The organism is Promicromonospora sp. NPDC019610, from assembly GCF_044389365.1.
Lineage (GTDB): Bacteria > Actinomycetota > Actinomycetes > Actinomycetales > Cellulomonadaceae > Promicromonospora.
The window spans coordinates 1,863,435-1,877,854 of record NZ_JBIRXX010000002.1 but is presented as its reverse complement, the minus strand read 5'-3'; the positions used below and the strand labels follow the sequence as shown (position 1 = coordinate 1,877,854).

General features: G+C 73.1%; 10 protein-coding genes. 4 read left to right on the top strand and 6 right to left on the bottom strand.

All coding sequences use genetic code 11. The features are described 5' to 3' along the window. The first annotated feature begins 82 nt into the window (after positions 1-82). Entirely contained in the window at positions 83-1,084 is a 1,002-nt protein-coding gene (locus ACH45N_RS20015) for a squalene cyclase (RefSeq protein WP_397397029.1), read from the top strand. Here ACH45N_RS20015 and ACH45N_RS20010 read toward each other — a convergent pair. Beyond that, positions 1,023-1,928: a LysR family transcriptional regulator gene (locus tag ACH45N_RS20010; RefSeq protein ID WP_397397028.1), complete on the bottom strand. Its 906-nt coding sequence runs from the start codon at positions 1,926-1,928 to the stop codon at positions 1,023-1,025. The two genes, ACH45N_RS20015 and ACH45N_RS20010, sit on opposite strands and share 62 nt — an antisense overlap. Positions 1,929-2,104: 176 nt before the next feature. Between ACH45N_RS20010 and ACH45N_RS20005 the strand changes: the two genes are divergently transcribed. Beyond that, entirely contained in the window at positions 2,105-2,968 is an 864-nt protein-coding gene (locus ACH45N_RS20005; protein ID WP_397397528.1) for an oxidoreductase, read from the top strand. Between the two features lie 71 nt (positions 2,969-3,039). Here the strand turns inward: ACH45N_RS20005 and ACH45N_RS20000 are convergent, their stop codons facing one another. From ACH45N_RS20000 to ACH45N_RS19990, 3 genes are all read right to left on the bottom strand, one after another. Next, a complete protein-coding gene (locus ACH45N_RS20000) occupies positions 3,040-3,564 on the bottom strand; it encodes a 2'-5' RNA ligase family protein (RefSeq protein WP_397397026.1) in 525 nt (174 codons plus the stop codon). A gap of 82 nt (positions 3,565-3,646) precedes the next feature. Then, a complete protein-coding gene (locus tag ACH45N_RS19995) occupies positions 3,647-4,933 on the bottom strand; it encodes an MFS transporter (protein ID WP_397397024.1) in 1,287 nt (428 codons plus the stop codon). A 128-nt stretch (positions 4,934-5,061) separates the two neighbouring features. Then, complete coding sequence (locus ACH45N_RS19990; RefSeq protein WP_397397022.1) at positions 5,062-5,727, bottom strand: TetR/AcrR family transcriptional regulator; 666 nt, start codon at positions 5,725-5,727, stop codon at positions 5,062-5,064. Positions 5,728-5,808: 81 nt separating this feature from the next. On the opposite strand from ACH45N_RS19990, the gene ACH45N_RS19985 reads away from it, so the two are divergent. Then, complete coding sequence (locus ACH45N_RS19985; RefSeq protein WP_397397020.1) at positions 5,809-8,901, top strand: alpha-mannosidase; 3,093 nt, start codon at positions 5,809-5,811, stop codon at positions 8,899-8,901. Between the two features lie 124 nt (positions 8,902-9,025). Here ACH45N_RS19985 and ACH45N_RS19980 read toward each other — a convergent pair whose 3' ends face one another. Further along, positions 9,026-10,153, bottom strand: coding sequence for a class I SAM-dependent methyltransferase (locus ACH45N_RS19980; RefSeq protein WP_397397018.1), 1,128 nt, complete (start codon positions 10,151-10,153; stop codon positions 9,026-9,028). Between the two features lie 82 nt (positions 10,154-10,235). Continuing rightward, positions 10,236-10,664 carry a hypothetical protein gene (locus tag ACH45N_RS19975; RefSeq protein ID WP_397397016.1) on the bottom strand — a complete coding sequence of 143 codons (429 nt, stop codon included), beginning with the start codon at positions 10,662-10,664 and terminating at the stop codon, positions 10,236-10,238. A 293-nt stretch (positions 10,665-10,957) separates the two neighbouring features. On the opposite strand from ACH45N_RS19975, the gene ACH45N_RS19970 reads away from it, so the two are divergent. Beyond that, positions 10,958-14,353, top strand: coding sequence for a CARDB domain-containing protein (locus ACH45N_RS19970; RefSeq protein WP_397397014.1), 3,396 nt, complete (start codon positions 10,958-10,960; stop codon positions 14,351-14,353). Positions 14,354-14,420: the final 67 nt, after the last annotated feature.

Genomic DNA, 14,420 nt, shown 5'->3' with positions numbered 1-14,420 from the left:
CGGTGAATCGTGTCGCAACGTCGGGCAGCACGTCACCCGCACTTGCGTGGAACCCGGGTGCGTCGCGTTCTAGTCTCGGCGTATGACCTCCTCGCGGGTGTCCGACGACGTGCTGGCCTGGCTGCTCGACAGCGACCCGGCCCTGCGCTGGCAGGTGGAGCGGGACCTGGTGCGCGCCCCCGACGCCGTCTGGCGGGCCACCCGGGACCGGGTGGCCACGGAGGGCCTCGGGGCCGGCCTGCTGGCCCGGCAGGACGACACCGGGACGTGGGCCGGCGGGGCGTTCTTCCCCGCGGGGTTCGACTTCTCCGGGCCGGAGGCCCAGCCCGGCGCCGGGCAGCCGTGGACGGCGACGACGTGGTCGCTCAACACGCTGCGCGAGTGGGGCCTGGACGCCGCGGTGCTGCACGACCGGGACACCGTGGCGCTGATCTCGGCCAACGCCCGGTGGGAGTACGACGACCTGCCCTACTGGGGCGGCGAGGTCGACGCCTGCATCAACGGGTTCACGCTGGCCAACGGCGTGTGGCTCGGCGCGGACGTCCAGGGGATCGCCGACTGGTTCGTGGCGCACCAGATGGACGAGGGCGGCTGGAACTGCGAGTGGGTCGAGGGGTCGACCCGCGCCTCGGTCCGGTCGACGCTCAACTCCCTCAAGGGCCTGCTCGCCTACGAGGAGGCCACCGGCGGCTCGGACGCCGTCCGCGAGGCGCAGGCGCGGGCCGAGGAGTACCTGCTGGAGCGGCACCTGATCCGGCGCCTGACGACGGGGGAGCCCGTCGCCGACTGGGTGTTCCGGCTCGCCTACCCGTTCCGGTCGTTCTACGACGTGCTCAGCGCGACCGACTACTTCCGCGCGGCCGGCGAGCTCCGCGGCACGCCGCCCGACCCGCGGGTCGCGGAGGCCGTCGAGCTGGTCCGCGCGCAGCGGCAGCCGGACGGCACGTGGCTGCAGGCGCGGCGCCACCCGGGCCGCGTCTGGTTCGAGGTCGACGTCGACGCGGGGCAGCCGTCCAAGTGGCTCACGTTCCACGCAGCGCGGGTGCTGGGCTGGTGGGACGACTCGGTGCACGGGAGCTGCTGAGCCGCGTCGCGGTGTCCACCAGATCGTCCAGCGCCGCCGACCGGACGCCCGCCGGCCAGGCGAGCAGCGTCGTCACCTCGGGGGCGTCGACGACCGGCACCGCCACGTGCTCCGGCCACTGCCAGGCCCGGCTGGAGCCCGGGATGACCAGCAGCGTGCGGCCGAGCGCGACGAGCTGCGCGAGCTGGGACTGGCTGCGGACCTCAGGCCCGGGGCCGGGCGGGTAGGTGCCGTCGTGCCGCGGCCAGCGCGCGATCGGCAGGCCGGGCACGTCGCTCACCTCGGCCATGGTCAGGCTGGTGCGCTGCGCGAGCGGGTGCGCGGCGGGGACGATCGCCACCTGGCCCTCGGTCACGATCTCCACGGTGTCGAGGCCCGTCAGCACGTCGAACGGCGCGTGCACGATCGCGACGTCCGCGCTCCCGTTGCGCAGGAGCCGGCCCTGCCCGCCGATCTCGCACAGCAGCACGTCGACCTCGACGGCACCGGGCCGTGCCGCGTAGGCGTCGAGCAGCCGCTTGAGCAGCTCGTGGGAGGAGCCGGCCTTCGTGGTCAGCACCAGCCCCGGCGTCGCCGCCGCCGCGCGCCGGGTCCGCCGGACGACGGCGTCCACCGCGTCGAGCGCGAGCCGCGCCTCCGCCAGCATGGCCGCCCCGGCGGCCGTGAGCGAGACGCCCCGGCGGTCCCGGTCCAGCAGCACGACACCGAGGCGCCGCTCGAGCTGCTGGACGGCGCGCGACAGCGGCGGCTGGGCCATGTTCAGGCGCTCCGCGGCCCGGCCGAAGTGCAGCTCCTCGGCCACGGCGACGAAGTACCTCAGCTCCCGGGTCTCCAGTCCGTCCACGGGCCCAGGCTATCGGTGGTCGGAGCGCCGCTGATACCGGTGGGGTATCAGCGGCGACCGAACCGGTCTTGGACGCCGCCGCGGTGGCGGCCGCACGATCGACGTCGGAGGCCGGGCGGCAGTACCCCGCCGTCGTCCGCGACCTCCACCGACGAGAGGCCACGACCGTGAGCACCATCGCTCCCACCCTGCCGGGCGGCACCTGGACCCTGGGCGACCTGACCGTCACCCGCTTCGGCTACGGCGCCATGCAGCTCGCCGGTCCGGGGGTGCTGGGGCCGCCCGCCGACCGGGACGGCGCCCTCGCCGTGCTGCGCGAGGTCGTCGACCTGGGCATCACCCACATCGACACCGCCGGCGCGTACGGGCCGCGGATCACCAACGAGCTCATCCGCGAGGCCCTGCACCCCTATCCCGACACGCTGCACGTGGTCACCAAGGCCGGCGCCAACCGCGACGCGCAGGGCGGCTGGCCGGTCGAGCGCCGGCCCGACCAGCTCCGGCGGCAGGTCGACAGCGACCTGGAGACCCTCGGGCTGGACACGCTGGACCTGGTCCACCTGCGCCTGGGCGACGGGTCGGGCCGCAAGGAGGGCTCGCTCGCGGAAGCCTTCGAGACGATGGCCGCGCTGCAGCAGGAGGGGCTGGTGCGACACCTGGGCCTGACCAACGTGACCGCCCGCCAGGTCGCGGAGGCCCGCAGCATCGCGCCGATCGTGAGCGTGCAGAACATGTACAACCTCGCCCACCGGGACGACGACGAGCTGATCGACCGGCTCGCCGCCGACGGCATCGCGTACGTGCCGTGGTTCCCGCTCGGCGGGTTCAGCCCGCTGCAGTCCGAGGCGCTGTCCGCCGTCGCGGCCCGACTGGGCGCCACGACGATCGCGGTGGCGCTGGCGTGGCTGCTGCGGCGTTCGCCCAACGTGCTGCTGATCCCGGGCACGTCGTCGGTGGCGCACCTGCGGGAGAACGTGGCCGGCGCGGGCCTGGTGCTCGGCCCGGACGACGTCGCGGAGCTGGACCGCATCGGAGGCTAGCGCCGGCAGCCCGGTGTGGGTTCTGCTGCCGGGCTGCGATGTGATTGCCTCGAGCCCTCAGGGGACATGCCTCAGGGGACATGCCTCAGCGGGTAAGCGGCGCCCGTTCCCGCGTCGATCAGCGCGGCGTGGGTCAGCGTGCCCGTGAGCGGGACGATCTCGTAGACCGCCTCCAGCACCAGCGGCGTCTGGTCGAGCCGGGCGCGGGTGGCCACGGTGACGTGCGGCGTCCAGACGCCGGGCGCGTAGTGCTTGTGCAGCACGTCGTCGCTCGCGCCGAGCGCCTCGACCACCCGCTCCTGGCGGGCCGTGAGCACGCTCGTCACCGCCGGGACCAGGCTCATCCGGCCCCGGCGGAACGCGGCGACGGCGTCGAACCGCACGGTGGTGGGGCCGGCGTCGGGCAGCGCCTCCATGGCGGCGCGCACCGTGCCCAGGTCCCAGGAGCGCAGCACGGCCAGCGACAGGTGCGGCACGTGCCGGCGGTGGGTGTGGCTCGCGAGCGTGGGCACGCCCTGGTCCTCGAGCCGCTGCCACAGCCGTCGCAGGACCCGCTCGGTGGGCCTGTCGAAGAGCAGGCAGACGGCCAGCGCCACGAGGACAGCCTAGGACGGCGGCCCCTCGGACCGGGCGCGACGCCGCCGTCCGCCCGCCGGGACGCCGCCGTCCGCCCAGCGCCTACCGCACCTGCTTGACCCGGGTGACGCTGATCGCGCCCAGCACACCGAGCAGGGCACCGCTGAGGAACAGGCCGGGATAGCCGAACGCGGCGATCAGGCCGGGTGCGGCGACCGGGATCAGCGACTGGGGGAGCGACTGCGCCAGATTGGCCACGCCCAGGTCCTTGCCGGCGGTGTCCGAGCTGGGCAGCACGTCGGCGATGAGGGCCAGCTCGACGGCGAAGAACGCGCCCAGGCCCGCGCCGAGCACGAGCTCGCCGAGCAGCACCACCTCGATCGACGGCGCCAGCGCGATGACCGTGAGCCCGACGATGGCGATCGCCGCGGAGATGATCACGAACGGCTTGCGGCGCCGGAGGCGGTCGGAGAGCCAGCCGAGCAGGGGCGCGACGAGGACGATGCCGACCGCGTTGGCGAGGATCGCCTGGAAGACCAGGGTGGGTGCCTCGGCGTCCGACACCCCGAACTGGGCGATGAGGAAGTACGTCAGGTAGCTGGTCGCGGTGAACTGCGTGGTGGTCAGGAAGAACCGCGTGAGCCACGCCCAGCCGAAGTCGGGGTTCTTGCGCGGGTCGAAGACGAACGAGCCGAGCAGGGCCCGCAGGCCGAAGGGCTCCCGGGTGCGCTCCGTGCGCACCCGGTCCTTGACGGGCGCCACCATGACGACCATCAGCACCACGCCGATCAGGCTGGGCACCAGGTACTGCACCAGCCCGGACGGGAAGAGCTGCACGAGGAACGTCGCGGCGACGCCGCCGACGTTCTGCGCCAGGCTGATGAACGACGCCACCCGTCCGCGCCGCTCGGGACCGACCTGGTCCGGGAGCAGGGCCACGAGCGCCGCGAGCGCGAAGTTCAGGCCGACCTGCGCGATGCTCCAGCCCACGAGCACCAGCGGCACGTTCGGGGCGAGGGCGATGACGACGATCCCGGCGTAGCCGACGGCGGCGCCCGAGTAGATCCACGGCTTGCGCATACCGAGGCGGCTGGTCGTCCGGTCCGAGAACCGTCCGGCCAGGGGGTTGGCGATGAGCGAGAAGACCGCGCCGACGCCGAGGATCAGGCCGAGGTCGGCGGCGGCGTTGTCCAGGTCCAGCTCGCGCAGCCGCAGCGCGATGGTGACGACGAGCGGCGGGACGAGGGCGATCGAGAATCCGAGGATCGCCAGCGGGATGGCGACCTGGGGATAGCGCGAGCGCAGTGTCCCGGCGGACGCCGGGGTCGGGGGAGCGGCGACGGCCGTCGGGCCGGCGTCGGTGGGCACGGGATGGGGGTTCTCGTCCACGTCGACTTCTCTCTGCGAGCATTCCGGGCTGCGGTGCCCGGGCAGGAGTCAACGTAACACCAAAAAGTTCCGCGTGGAACTTTTTGGGGGTCCGACCCTCGTCGACCGCCTCGCGCCCCTGTCCGGCCCTATCCCTCGGTCGGCCCCGCTGCCGGCGTCAGGAGCTCCTCCAGGAGCCTCATCCCCTCAAGCATGTCCACGTCCGGGTCGAGCAGCCACTGCGTCGAGAGCCCGTCCATGGCGGCGATCACCAGGGAGGCCGCCACCTGCGGAGAGATGTCGGACCGCACCGTGCCGGCGGCCTGCGCGACGCGCAGGATCGTCAGCGCCTCGTCGCGCAGCGACCGGTACCGCTCGACGAAGAACGTGCGGGAGTGCTCGTTGTCGGACTCCAGCGCCCGGGCCACCATGCTGTGCCGCAGCGCCATGAGACCGGGCGTCCGCCGGGCGTACGCCTCCAGGTGCGCGGTGAAATCGGTCGGGGCGGCGCCGCTCTCGCGGGCGTCGGCCAGCGCCTGGCGGTCCTTCTCGCGGAGCACCTCGAGGAAGAGCTCCTCGCGGGTCTCGAAGTACCGGCGCAGGGCGGCGTGGCTCACGCCGATCGCCTCGCCGATGGCGCGCAGGCTGGTGCCCTCGGACCCCAGCTCGGCGAACACCCCGATGGTGCGGTCGAGGATCTGCTGCCGGCGCAGGATCCCCTTGGGATACCTGCCGCGCGGTCGTGACCGGCCCTCCGGTCCCGTGCTCTCCGGCCCCGTGCTCACGGGCGCCTCGGCGCGCTCGCTCTGCGACACGTCCCACCTCCTGTTGCTCGCCGGACCTCAACCTATCAGCGTGAAAAGTTCCACGTGGAGCTTTTCTGTTACGGTGCCCTCATGAACGACAACGCCGTCCAGGTCGAGCACCGGGTCAACAACACGGTCCGCGACCTCCTCGTCCCCGCCCTCTTCCCGCGCAGGGCGCCCGTCCGCGTCACGGCCTGGGAGGTGCCCGACGAACCTGTGCCCTTCGCGGAGGCCGTGCGGCAGGACTTCACGCCGTTCGAGGTGGGCCAGGCCTGGAGCAAGCCCTGGGGCACCACGTGGTTCCACGTCACCGGCTCCGTCCCGGAGGGCTGGGGGCGGGCGGGCACGACCGTGCAGCTCTTCGTCGACCTCGGCTTCTCGCGCCTGATGCCCGCCTTCCAGGCGGAGGGGCTGCTGTACCGGCCGGACGGCTCGATCATCAAGGGCGTCGAGCCGTTCAACCACGTCGTGGACGTCGACGGCGACACGGTCGACGTCTTCGTCGAGGCGGCGTCCAACCCGAACATGCTGGAGCACTTCTTCGCCTCGGCCCCGCCCACCCCGGCAGCCGGGATGGCGGCGGCCCTCCCGGGGACCTTCCTGCCCGCCGGCGCCTCGCACATCGCGCGCCTGGGCCACAAGGCGACGGCCGGCACCGAGCCCGTCTACACGCTGCGCGACGTCACGCTCGTCGAGCGCGATCTCGACGTGGACGCGCTGCTGGGCGACATCGCCGCGCTCGTCGGCCTCGTGCGCGAGCTCGACCCGGGGCTCCCGCGCCGGGCCGAGATCCTGCGTGCGCTCGACCGGGCGTGCGACGCGATCGATCCCGACGACGTCGCACCGACCGTGGCGGCCGCGCGGGACGAGCTCGCGGGCGTGCTCGCCGCCCCGGCCCACGCGACCGCCCACTCGATCGTCGCCGTCGGCCACGCGCACCTCGACTCCGCCTGGCTGTGGCCCACGCGCGAGACCGTGCGCAAAGCCGCCCGCACGTTCTCCAACGTGCTCGACCTGATGGACGCCGACCCCGACTTCGTCTTCGCCTGCTCCAGCGCGCAGCAGCTCGCGTGGGTCAAGGAGTACTACCCCCAGCTCTTCGAGCGCATCCGGGCCCGCGTCGCCGAGGGGCGGTTCGTCCCCGTGGGCGGCATGTGGGTGGAGAGCGACACGAACCTGCCGGGCGGCGAGGCGCTGGTGCGCCAGTTCGTGCACGGGCAGGGGTTCTTCCTCCGCGAGTTCGGGACGCTGTCGCGGGAGGCCTGGCTGCCGGACTCCTTCGGGTTCACCGCTGCGTTCCCCCAGATCGCGCGCTCGGCCGGCACCGACAGCTTCCTCACCCAGAAGATGTCCTGGAACGACACCAACCGGATGCCGCACCACACCTTCCTCTGGGAGGGCCTGGACGGCACCCGGCTCTTCACGCACTTCCCGCCCAACGACACCTACGGCTCGGACCTCGGCGCCGCCGACCTCGCCAAGGCACAGCGGCAGCACGCCGAGAAGGCGACGTCGAACACCTCGGTCACCCTGTTCGGCTGGTCCGACGGCGGCGGCGGGCCTACCCGCGAGATGATCGCCGCCGCGCGCCGCACCCGGGACCTGGAGGGCTCCCCGCGGGTGACGCTCGGCGCGCCGGGCGACTTCTTCGCGGCGGCCAAGGAGAATCTGCCGCACCCCGCCGTCTGGACGGGGGAGATGTACCTGGAGACCCACCGCGGCACCTACACCTCCCAGGCCCGCACCAAGCTCGGCAACCGGCGCAGCGAGCACCTGCTGCGGGAGGCCGAGCTGTGGAGCGCGACGGCCGCCGTCCGCGGCCTGCTCGACTACCCCTACGAGCGGCTCGACACGATCTGGCACACGGTGCTGCTCCAGCAGTTCCACGACATCCTGCCCGGCTCGGCGATCGCCTGGGTCCACGAGGAGGCCGAGGAGGCCTACCGGCGGGTCGGCGAGGAGCTGGAGGACATCATCGCGACCGCCCAGCGGGCGCTCGCCGGCGAGGGGGGAGCCACCGTCGTCTTCAACGCGGCACCGTTCGCCCACGGGGACGTGCCGGCGCTGGGCGCCGCGGTCGTCGCCCCGCGGGACCCGGGCACGGGTTCGACGCCGGACGTGACCCCGGCCGCCGTCCCCGGCGGCTACCGCCTCGACAACGGCCGCCTCTCCGCGCGCTTCGACGCCGCGGGGCTGCTGGTCTCCCTGGTCGACCTGGTGTCGGGCCGCGACGTCATCCCCGACGGCGAGCAGGCCGGGCTGCTGCAGGTCTTCCGGGACCGCCCCAACATGTTCGAGGCGTGGGACATCGACCGCTCCTACGCCCACGCCGTCACCGAGCTCCGCACGCCGGACGCCGTCGAGGTCGTGGGCGACGCCCTGACCGTGACGCACACCCACGGCGGCTCCACGATCGTCCAGCGCTACCGGCTGGCGGCCGACGCCGGGGAGCTGCGGGTCGAGACGGAGGTCGACTGGCACGAGCAGGAGAAGCTGCTCAAGCTCGCCTTCCCCGTGGACGTGCGCGCCGACGCCTTCGCCTCCGAGATCCAGTTCGGGCACGTCATGCGCCCCACCTTCGCGAACACGTCCTGGGACGTCGCGCGGTTCGAGACCGTCGCCCACCGGTGGGTGCACGTCGGCGAGCCGGGGTTCGGCGTGGTCGTGGCCAACGCGTCCACGTACGGGCACGACGTGACCCGCTCCATGCGCGCCGACGGCGGCACGACGACCCTTGTCCGGCAGTCCCTGCTGCGCGCGCCGAAGTTCCCGGACCCGGAGGCCGACCAGGGGTCCCACGTCTTCCGCACCACGATCGGCCCGGCCGCGACCGTGCTCGACGCCGCGGCCGCCGGGTACCGGCTCAACCTCCCGGCGCGCCACGTGCCGGGGGACCCGGGCGCCGCCGTCGACCCGGTCGTGACGGTCTCGGCCCCGTCCGTCCTGGTCGAGTCGGTGAAGCTCGCCGAGGACCGGTCGGGCGACCTCGTCGTCCGGCTGTTCGAGGCGCAGGGCGCGCGGACGCCGGTCACCCTCGGGCTCGGCACGCCGTTCTCGGCGGCGTGGCGCACGGACCTCCTGGAGCGCGACCTCGGCGAGCAGACCTGGGCCGGCGGGGAACCGGTCGGCCTGGAGCTGCGCCCGTTCGAGATCGCGACCGTCCGCGTGCGGACGACGGCCTGAACCGTCAGGCCACGGGCACCGGCGAGGCGGGGGCCGGCGAGGCGGGGGCCGGCGGGGCGGGAGCCGGCGGGTCGGCCGGCCCTGCGCCCAGCGGGGTTCCGCATCCGTGGACCGAGTCCGGCCCCTAGGACGTCCCCGCCTCCTTCAGCCGGTAGAAGCGGAACGACGCGAAGTCCTCGATCGGCAGCACCTCGAACGCGCTGAACCCGGCGGCCGCGCCGTACTCCCGCAGCAGGGAGGGCCGCAGCACCGTCCCCGTGGCGGCGCTCGGCCGGCTGGAGCGGCCGTCGGGCAGGCAGATGAAGATGCTGTAGCCGTACATGAGGCGCTCGACGTCGTCGCCGTCCGGCGCGAACGCCTCGGCCACGGCCTCGTCCATCACGATGAGCGGGGCGCCCGGCGCGAGGGACTGGCGGACGGCGGCGAGCACCTCGACCGGCCGCGGCATGTCGTGGACGCACTCGAAGGCGAAGGCCGCGTCGTACTGCCCGGCGGGCAGGTGGGCGGCGTCGCCGTGGGAGAAGCGGACCCGGTCCTCGACGCCGGCGGCGCGCGCGTTCTCCGTGGCCATGGCCACGGACGGCGCGTCGATGTCGATGCCGTGGACCGTCGCGCCGGGGTAGGCCCGGCCGAGCGCGATGCTCGACCAGCCGCCGCCGGAGCCGACGTCGAGCACCCGGGCGCCGGGCCGCGCGAGCCGCTCGTGCAGGTCGGCGACGCCAGCGAGCGCGTCGGCCAGCCGGTGCTCGAACCACGGCCGGTTCACGTCGGACTGTCCCTCGCGCGCGTCGTCGCCGAGGTCGTCCCAGCTCACGCCGCCGCCGGTGCGGTAGGCGTCGAGCAGCTGGGGGAGCGCGGCGCCGATCGCGCCGAACATCCGCGCGATCGGCGCGTGCAGGTCGAGGCTGTGCGGGTCGGTCAGGATCTCCGCGGTGCCCGGCGGGATGCTGAAGACCCGCGCGTCCGGGGCGCCGTCGGAGTCGAGGCGCAACAGGCCGGTGACGGTCTGCTGCTCCAGCCACTCGCGGGCGTAGCGGGCGTCCGTGCCGGTGCGCTCGGCGAGCTGGGGCGCGGTCGCGGGACCGTCGTCGGCGAGCGACCTGTACCAGCCGAGGCGGTCGCCGAGGAACACCGACAGCAGGTCGACGGTGCCGAGGACGGCGCCGAAGAGGCGCTCGGCCACGGCGGCGGCCTCGGCGGACGCGGGGTCCGTCGCCGGGTCGGTCGGCGCTGCGTCGGTGCTGGGGTCCACGTCTCCACGGTCCGCCTGTCGCGCGCGGCGCACCACTGCGGGAGTGGGGGATCTTTCGGGGACGGCGCGGTGCCGGTGCGTCCTATGCGCCCGCCGACCCCCGGTAGTGCGCGTGCGCCCGCGCCTGAAGCTCCGGCGTCGCCGCCGCGCGGAGCGCGTCGAAGTACTCGCGCAGGGGCTGGCCGGTCTCGATCCAGCGCAGCTCCGCCTTGGACACGTAGTCGCCGCAGCCGGTGCAGAACGAGCGGTCGCCGTAGAGGAACGGGTTGGCGAGGTAGCTGCGGACGATCTCCTCGGGCATGCCCGTGCCCGCCCCGCAGACGAGGTGGCGATAGGCCTGGGGGACGCCGTCGAGCGAGCCCTCGTACCGGGCGTCGGGCGTCAGGGTCACGTGCTCCTTCTGCTGGCCGTCCCGGCGGCGCCGCTGGTGCCACCACGAGTGCAGGCGGAGCGTGGCCTGCGAGACGGCGCGGTGACAGAACGGGCAGGTGAGGCGTGCGGCGTCGGACATGCCGGACATGATGCCAGCGCTTCCGGACGGCTCAGGACCCTTGACGTCCCAGGTTTCGCCCTCGTAATATCCGAACCGCAAGACTGCAAGAACTTGACAGACAACGAGCACAAAGCAGTGCACGTACTGCAACTCTGCACTCTCGCCCCCGGTACGCGGCCCCTTCCCGGGCTGCCTCGGTGGCGCCGACCCGACCCACCCAGGACGTCGACGCACCAGCCGGTCGCGCCGTCGTCGGGCGCCGTTGCCCGCGGGTGGCCGAGCCCGCCGCGAGCGGGAGAACGAGGACGTTCATGAGAATTCCCTGGAAGCACACGGTCGTGACGGGCGCCGCGCTGGCGCTCGTCGCACCGCTCGGCCTGGCCGCCGTCGCGCACGCCGCGGACGCCACGAACCTCGCCCTCGGCAAGCCGATCACGGCGTCGTCCGTGACGCAGACCTACGTCGCGGGCAACGCCAACGACGGGAACACCGCCTCCTACTGGGAGGGCGCGGGCGGGCAGTACCCGGCGCACCTCACCGTCGACCTCGGGCAGGACTCCGACGTCGAGCGCGTCGTCGTCAAGCTCCCGCCGCCCGCCGCGTGGTCCCCGCGCACGCAGACGTTCAGCGTGCTCGGCCGGTCCGACGGCGAGTCGTCGTACCGCACGCTCAAGGCCTCCGCCGCGTACGCGTTCGACCCGGCGAGCGGCAACACGGTCGAGATCCCGCTCGACGCCGAGGCCGACGAGGTGCGCCTCGCGTTCAGCGCCAACACCGGCGCGGGCAACGGGCAGGTCTCCGAGCTCCAGGTCTGGGGCACACCCACGGGCGACCCGACCGACCCGCCGGACCCGACCGATCCCACCGACCCGACCGGCACCAACTACGCCCTGAACCGTCCGGCGGCGGCGTCGTCGACGGAGTGGACGTACGTCGCGGCGAACGCCGTGGACGGGCAGACCGGCACGTACTGGGAGGGCGCCGGCGGGCAGTACCCGTCGACGCTCGACGTCTCGCTGGCCGCGCCCACGCAGGTCAGCAGCGTGCGCGTCCGCGTCAACCCCGACGGCGCCTGGGGCGCCCGCACGCAGACCTTCTCGGTCTGGGGGCGCTCGGGGACGGGCGCGTGGCAGGAGATCAAGGCGTCCGCCGGGTACGCGTTCGCGCCCGGGAGCGGCAACCTCGTCGACATCCCCGTGAGCGGCACCGTCACCGACGTCCGCCTGCGCTTCACCGCCAACACGGGCGCGGGCAACGGTCAGGTGGCCGAGCTGGAGGTCTACGGCGCCCCGGCACCCAACCCGAACCTCACCGTCACGGCGGTGACGGCGTCCCCGGCGTCGCCCACCGCGACCACGCCCCTGACGCTCACGGCGACCGTGCAGAACACCGGCGACCGGGCCTCGGCGGCCACGACGCTGGACGGGAAGCTCGGCGGCAGCACGGCCGGCTCGGCGGACGTCGCCGCGCTCCAGCCCGGCGCGACCGCCCAGGTGCAGGTCGCCGCCGGCACCAAGCCCGCCGGCGAGTACACGGTCGGCGCCGTCGTCGACCCCGGCAACACGGTGGCCGAGCAGGACGAGACCGACAACGGCTTCACGGCCACGGCGAAGCTCGTCGTCGGCGAGGCGCCCGGACCCGACCTGGAGGTCGTCTCGGTCACCTCGAACCCGGCCAACCCCGCCGTCGGCGCGGCGGTGTCCTTCTCCGTGCAGGTGCGCAACCGCGGCAACCAGGCGGTCGCGGCCGGCTCCGTGACCCGCGTGGTGGCGGGCTCGACCACCCTGAACGGCACGACGCCGGCCGTCCCGGCGGGCGGCACCGTCACCGTCACGCCCTCCGCGACGTGGACGGCGACCAACGGCGGCGTCACGGTGACCGCCACTGCCGACGCCACCGACGTCGTCGACGAGACGAACGAGGACAACAACACCGGCACGCTCGCGGTGACCGTGGGCCGCGGCGCCGCCGTGCCGTACACCACCTACGAGGCCGAGGCCGGCCAGTACACGGGCGCGCTGCTGCAGACCGACCCGCTGCGCACGTTCGGGCACACCAACTTCGCCACCGAGTCGTCGGGCCGCGAGTCGGTGCGGCTGAACAGCACCGGTCAGTACGTGCAGTTCACCTCGACCAACCCGACCAACTCGATCGTCGTGCGCAATTCGATCCCTGACGCCGCCGGCGGCGGAGGACAGGAGAAGACGATCAGCCTCTACGCGGACGGCCAGTTCGTGCAGAAGCTGACGCTCTCCTCGAAGCACTCCTGGCTGTACGGGACCACCGACCAGCCCGAGGGCCTCGTCAACACCCCGGGCGGCGACGCCCGCCGCCTGTTCGACGAGTCGCACGCCCTTCTGAGCCGGTCCTTCCCGGCGGGCACGGTGTTCAGGCTCCAGCGCGACGCCGGGGACGACGCCGCGTTCTACATCATCGACCTGGTCGAGCTCGAGCAGGTGGCGCCGCCCACCTCGAAGCCCGCGCAGTGCACGTCGATCACCGAGTACGGCGCCGTCCCGAACGACGGGCTCGAGGACACGGCCGCCATCCAGGCCGCCGTCACCGCGAACCAGGAGGGCGAGATCGACTGCGTGTGGATCCCGGCGGGCCAGTGGCGCCAGGAGAAGAAGATCCTCACCGACGACCCGCTCAACCGCGGTACGCACAACCAGGTGGGCATCAGCGACGTCACGATCCGCGGCGCGGGCATGTGGCACTCGCAGCTTTACAGCCTCATCAAGCCGCACCTCGCCCCGGGCGTCATCAACCACCCGCACGAGGGCAACTTCGGGTTCGACATCGACGACAACGTCCAGATCTCCGACATCGCGATCTTCGGCTCCGGCGACATCCGCGGCAACAACGGCCAGGAGGAGGGCGGTGTCGGTCTCAACGGGCGCTTCGGCCAGAACACGAAGATCACGAACGTGTGGATCGAGCACGCCAACGTCGGCGTCTGGGTGGGCCGCGACTACACCAACATCCCCGAGCTGTGGGGGCCGGGCGACGGCGTCGAGTTCTCCGGCATGCGCATCCGCAACACCTACGCGGACGGCATCAACTTCAGCAACGGCACGCGCAACTCGCTCGTCTTCAACTCGTCCTTCCGCAACACGGGCGACGACGCGCTGGCCGTCTGGGCCAACCCGTACGTCAGGGACCGCAACGTCGACATCGGCCACGACAACGCGTTCCGCAACAACACGGTCCAGCTCCCGTGGCGCGCCAACGGCATCGCGATCTACGGCGGTTACGACAACTCCATCGAGAACAACCTGGTCTACGACACGATGAACTACCCCGGCATCATGCTGGCGACCGACCACGACCCCCTGCCGTTCTCGGGGACCACGCTCATCGCCAACAACGGCCTCTACCGCACGGGCGGGGCGTTCTGGAACGAGGACCAGGAGTTCGGGGCGATCACGATCTTCCCGCAGACCCACGACATCACCGGAGTCACCATCCGCGACACGGACATCGTCGACTCCACCTACGACGGCATCCAGTTCAAGAACGGCGGCGGCAACATGCCCGACGTCCGGATCACGAACGTGCGGATCGACCGGTCGAACAACGGCTCCGGCATCCTCGCGATGGGCGGCGCGCGTGGCAACGCGATCCTGTCGAACGTGACCGTCACCAACTCCGGTGAGGGGGACGTCGAGAAGGAGCCGGGTTCGCAGTTCGTGTTCACCGGGCAGTAGTTCGCCCGGGTACGTCTCTGCCTGGAGCAGGGGCGACGGCGGCGGGGCGTCGGCACGTGGTGCCGGC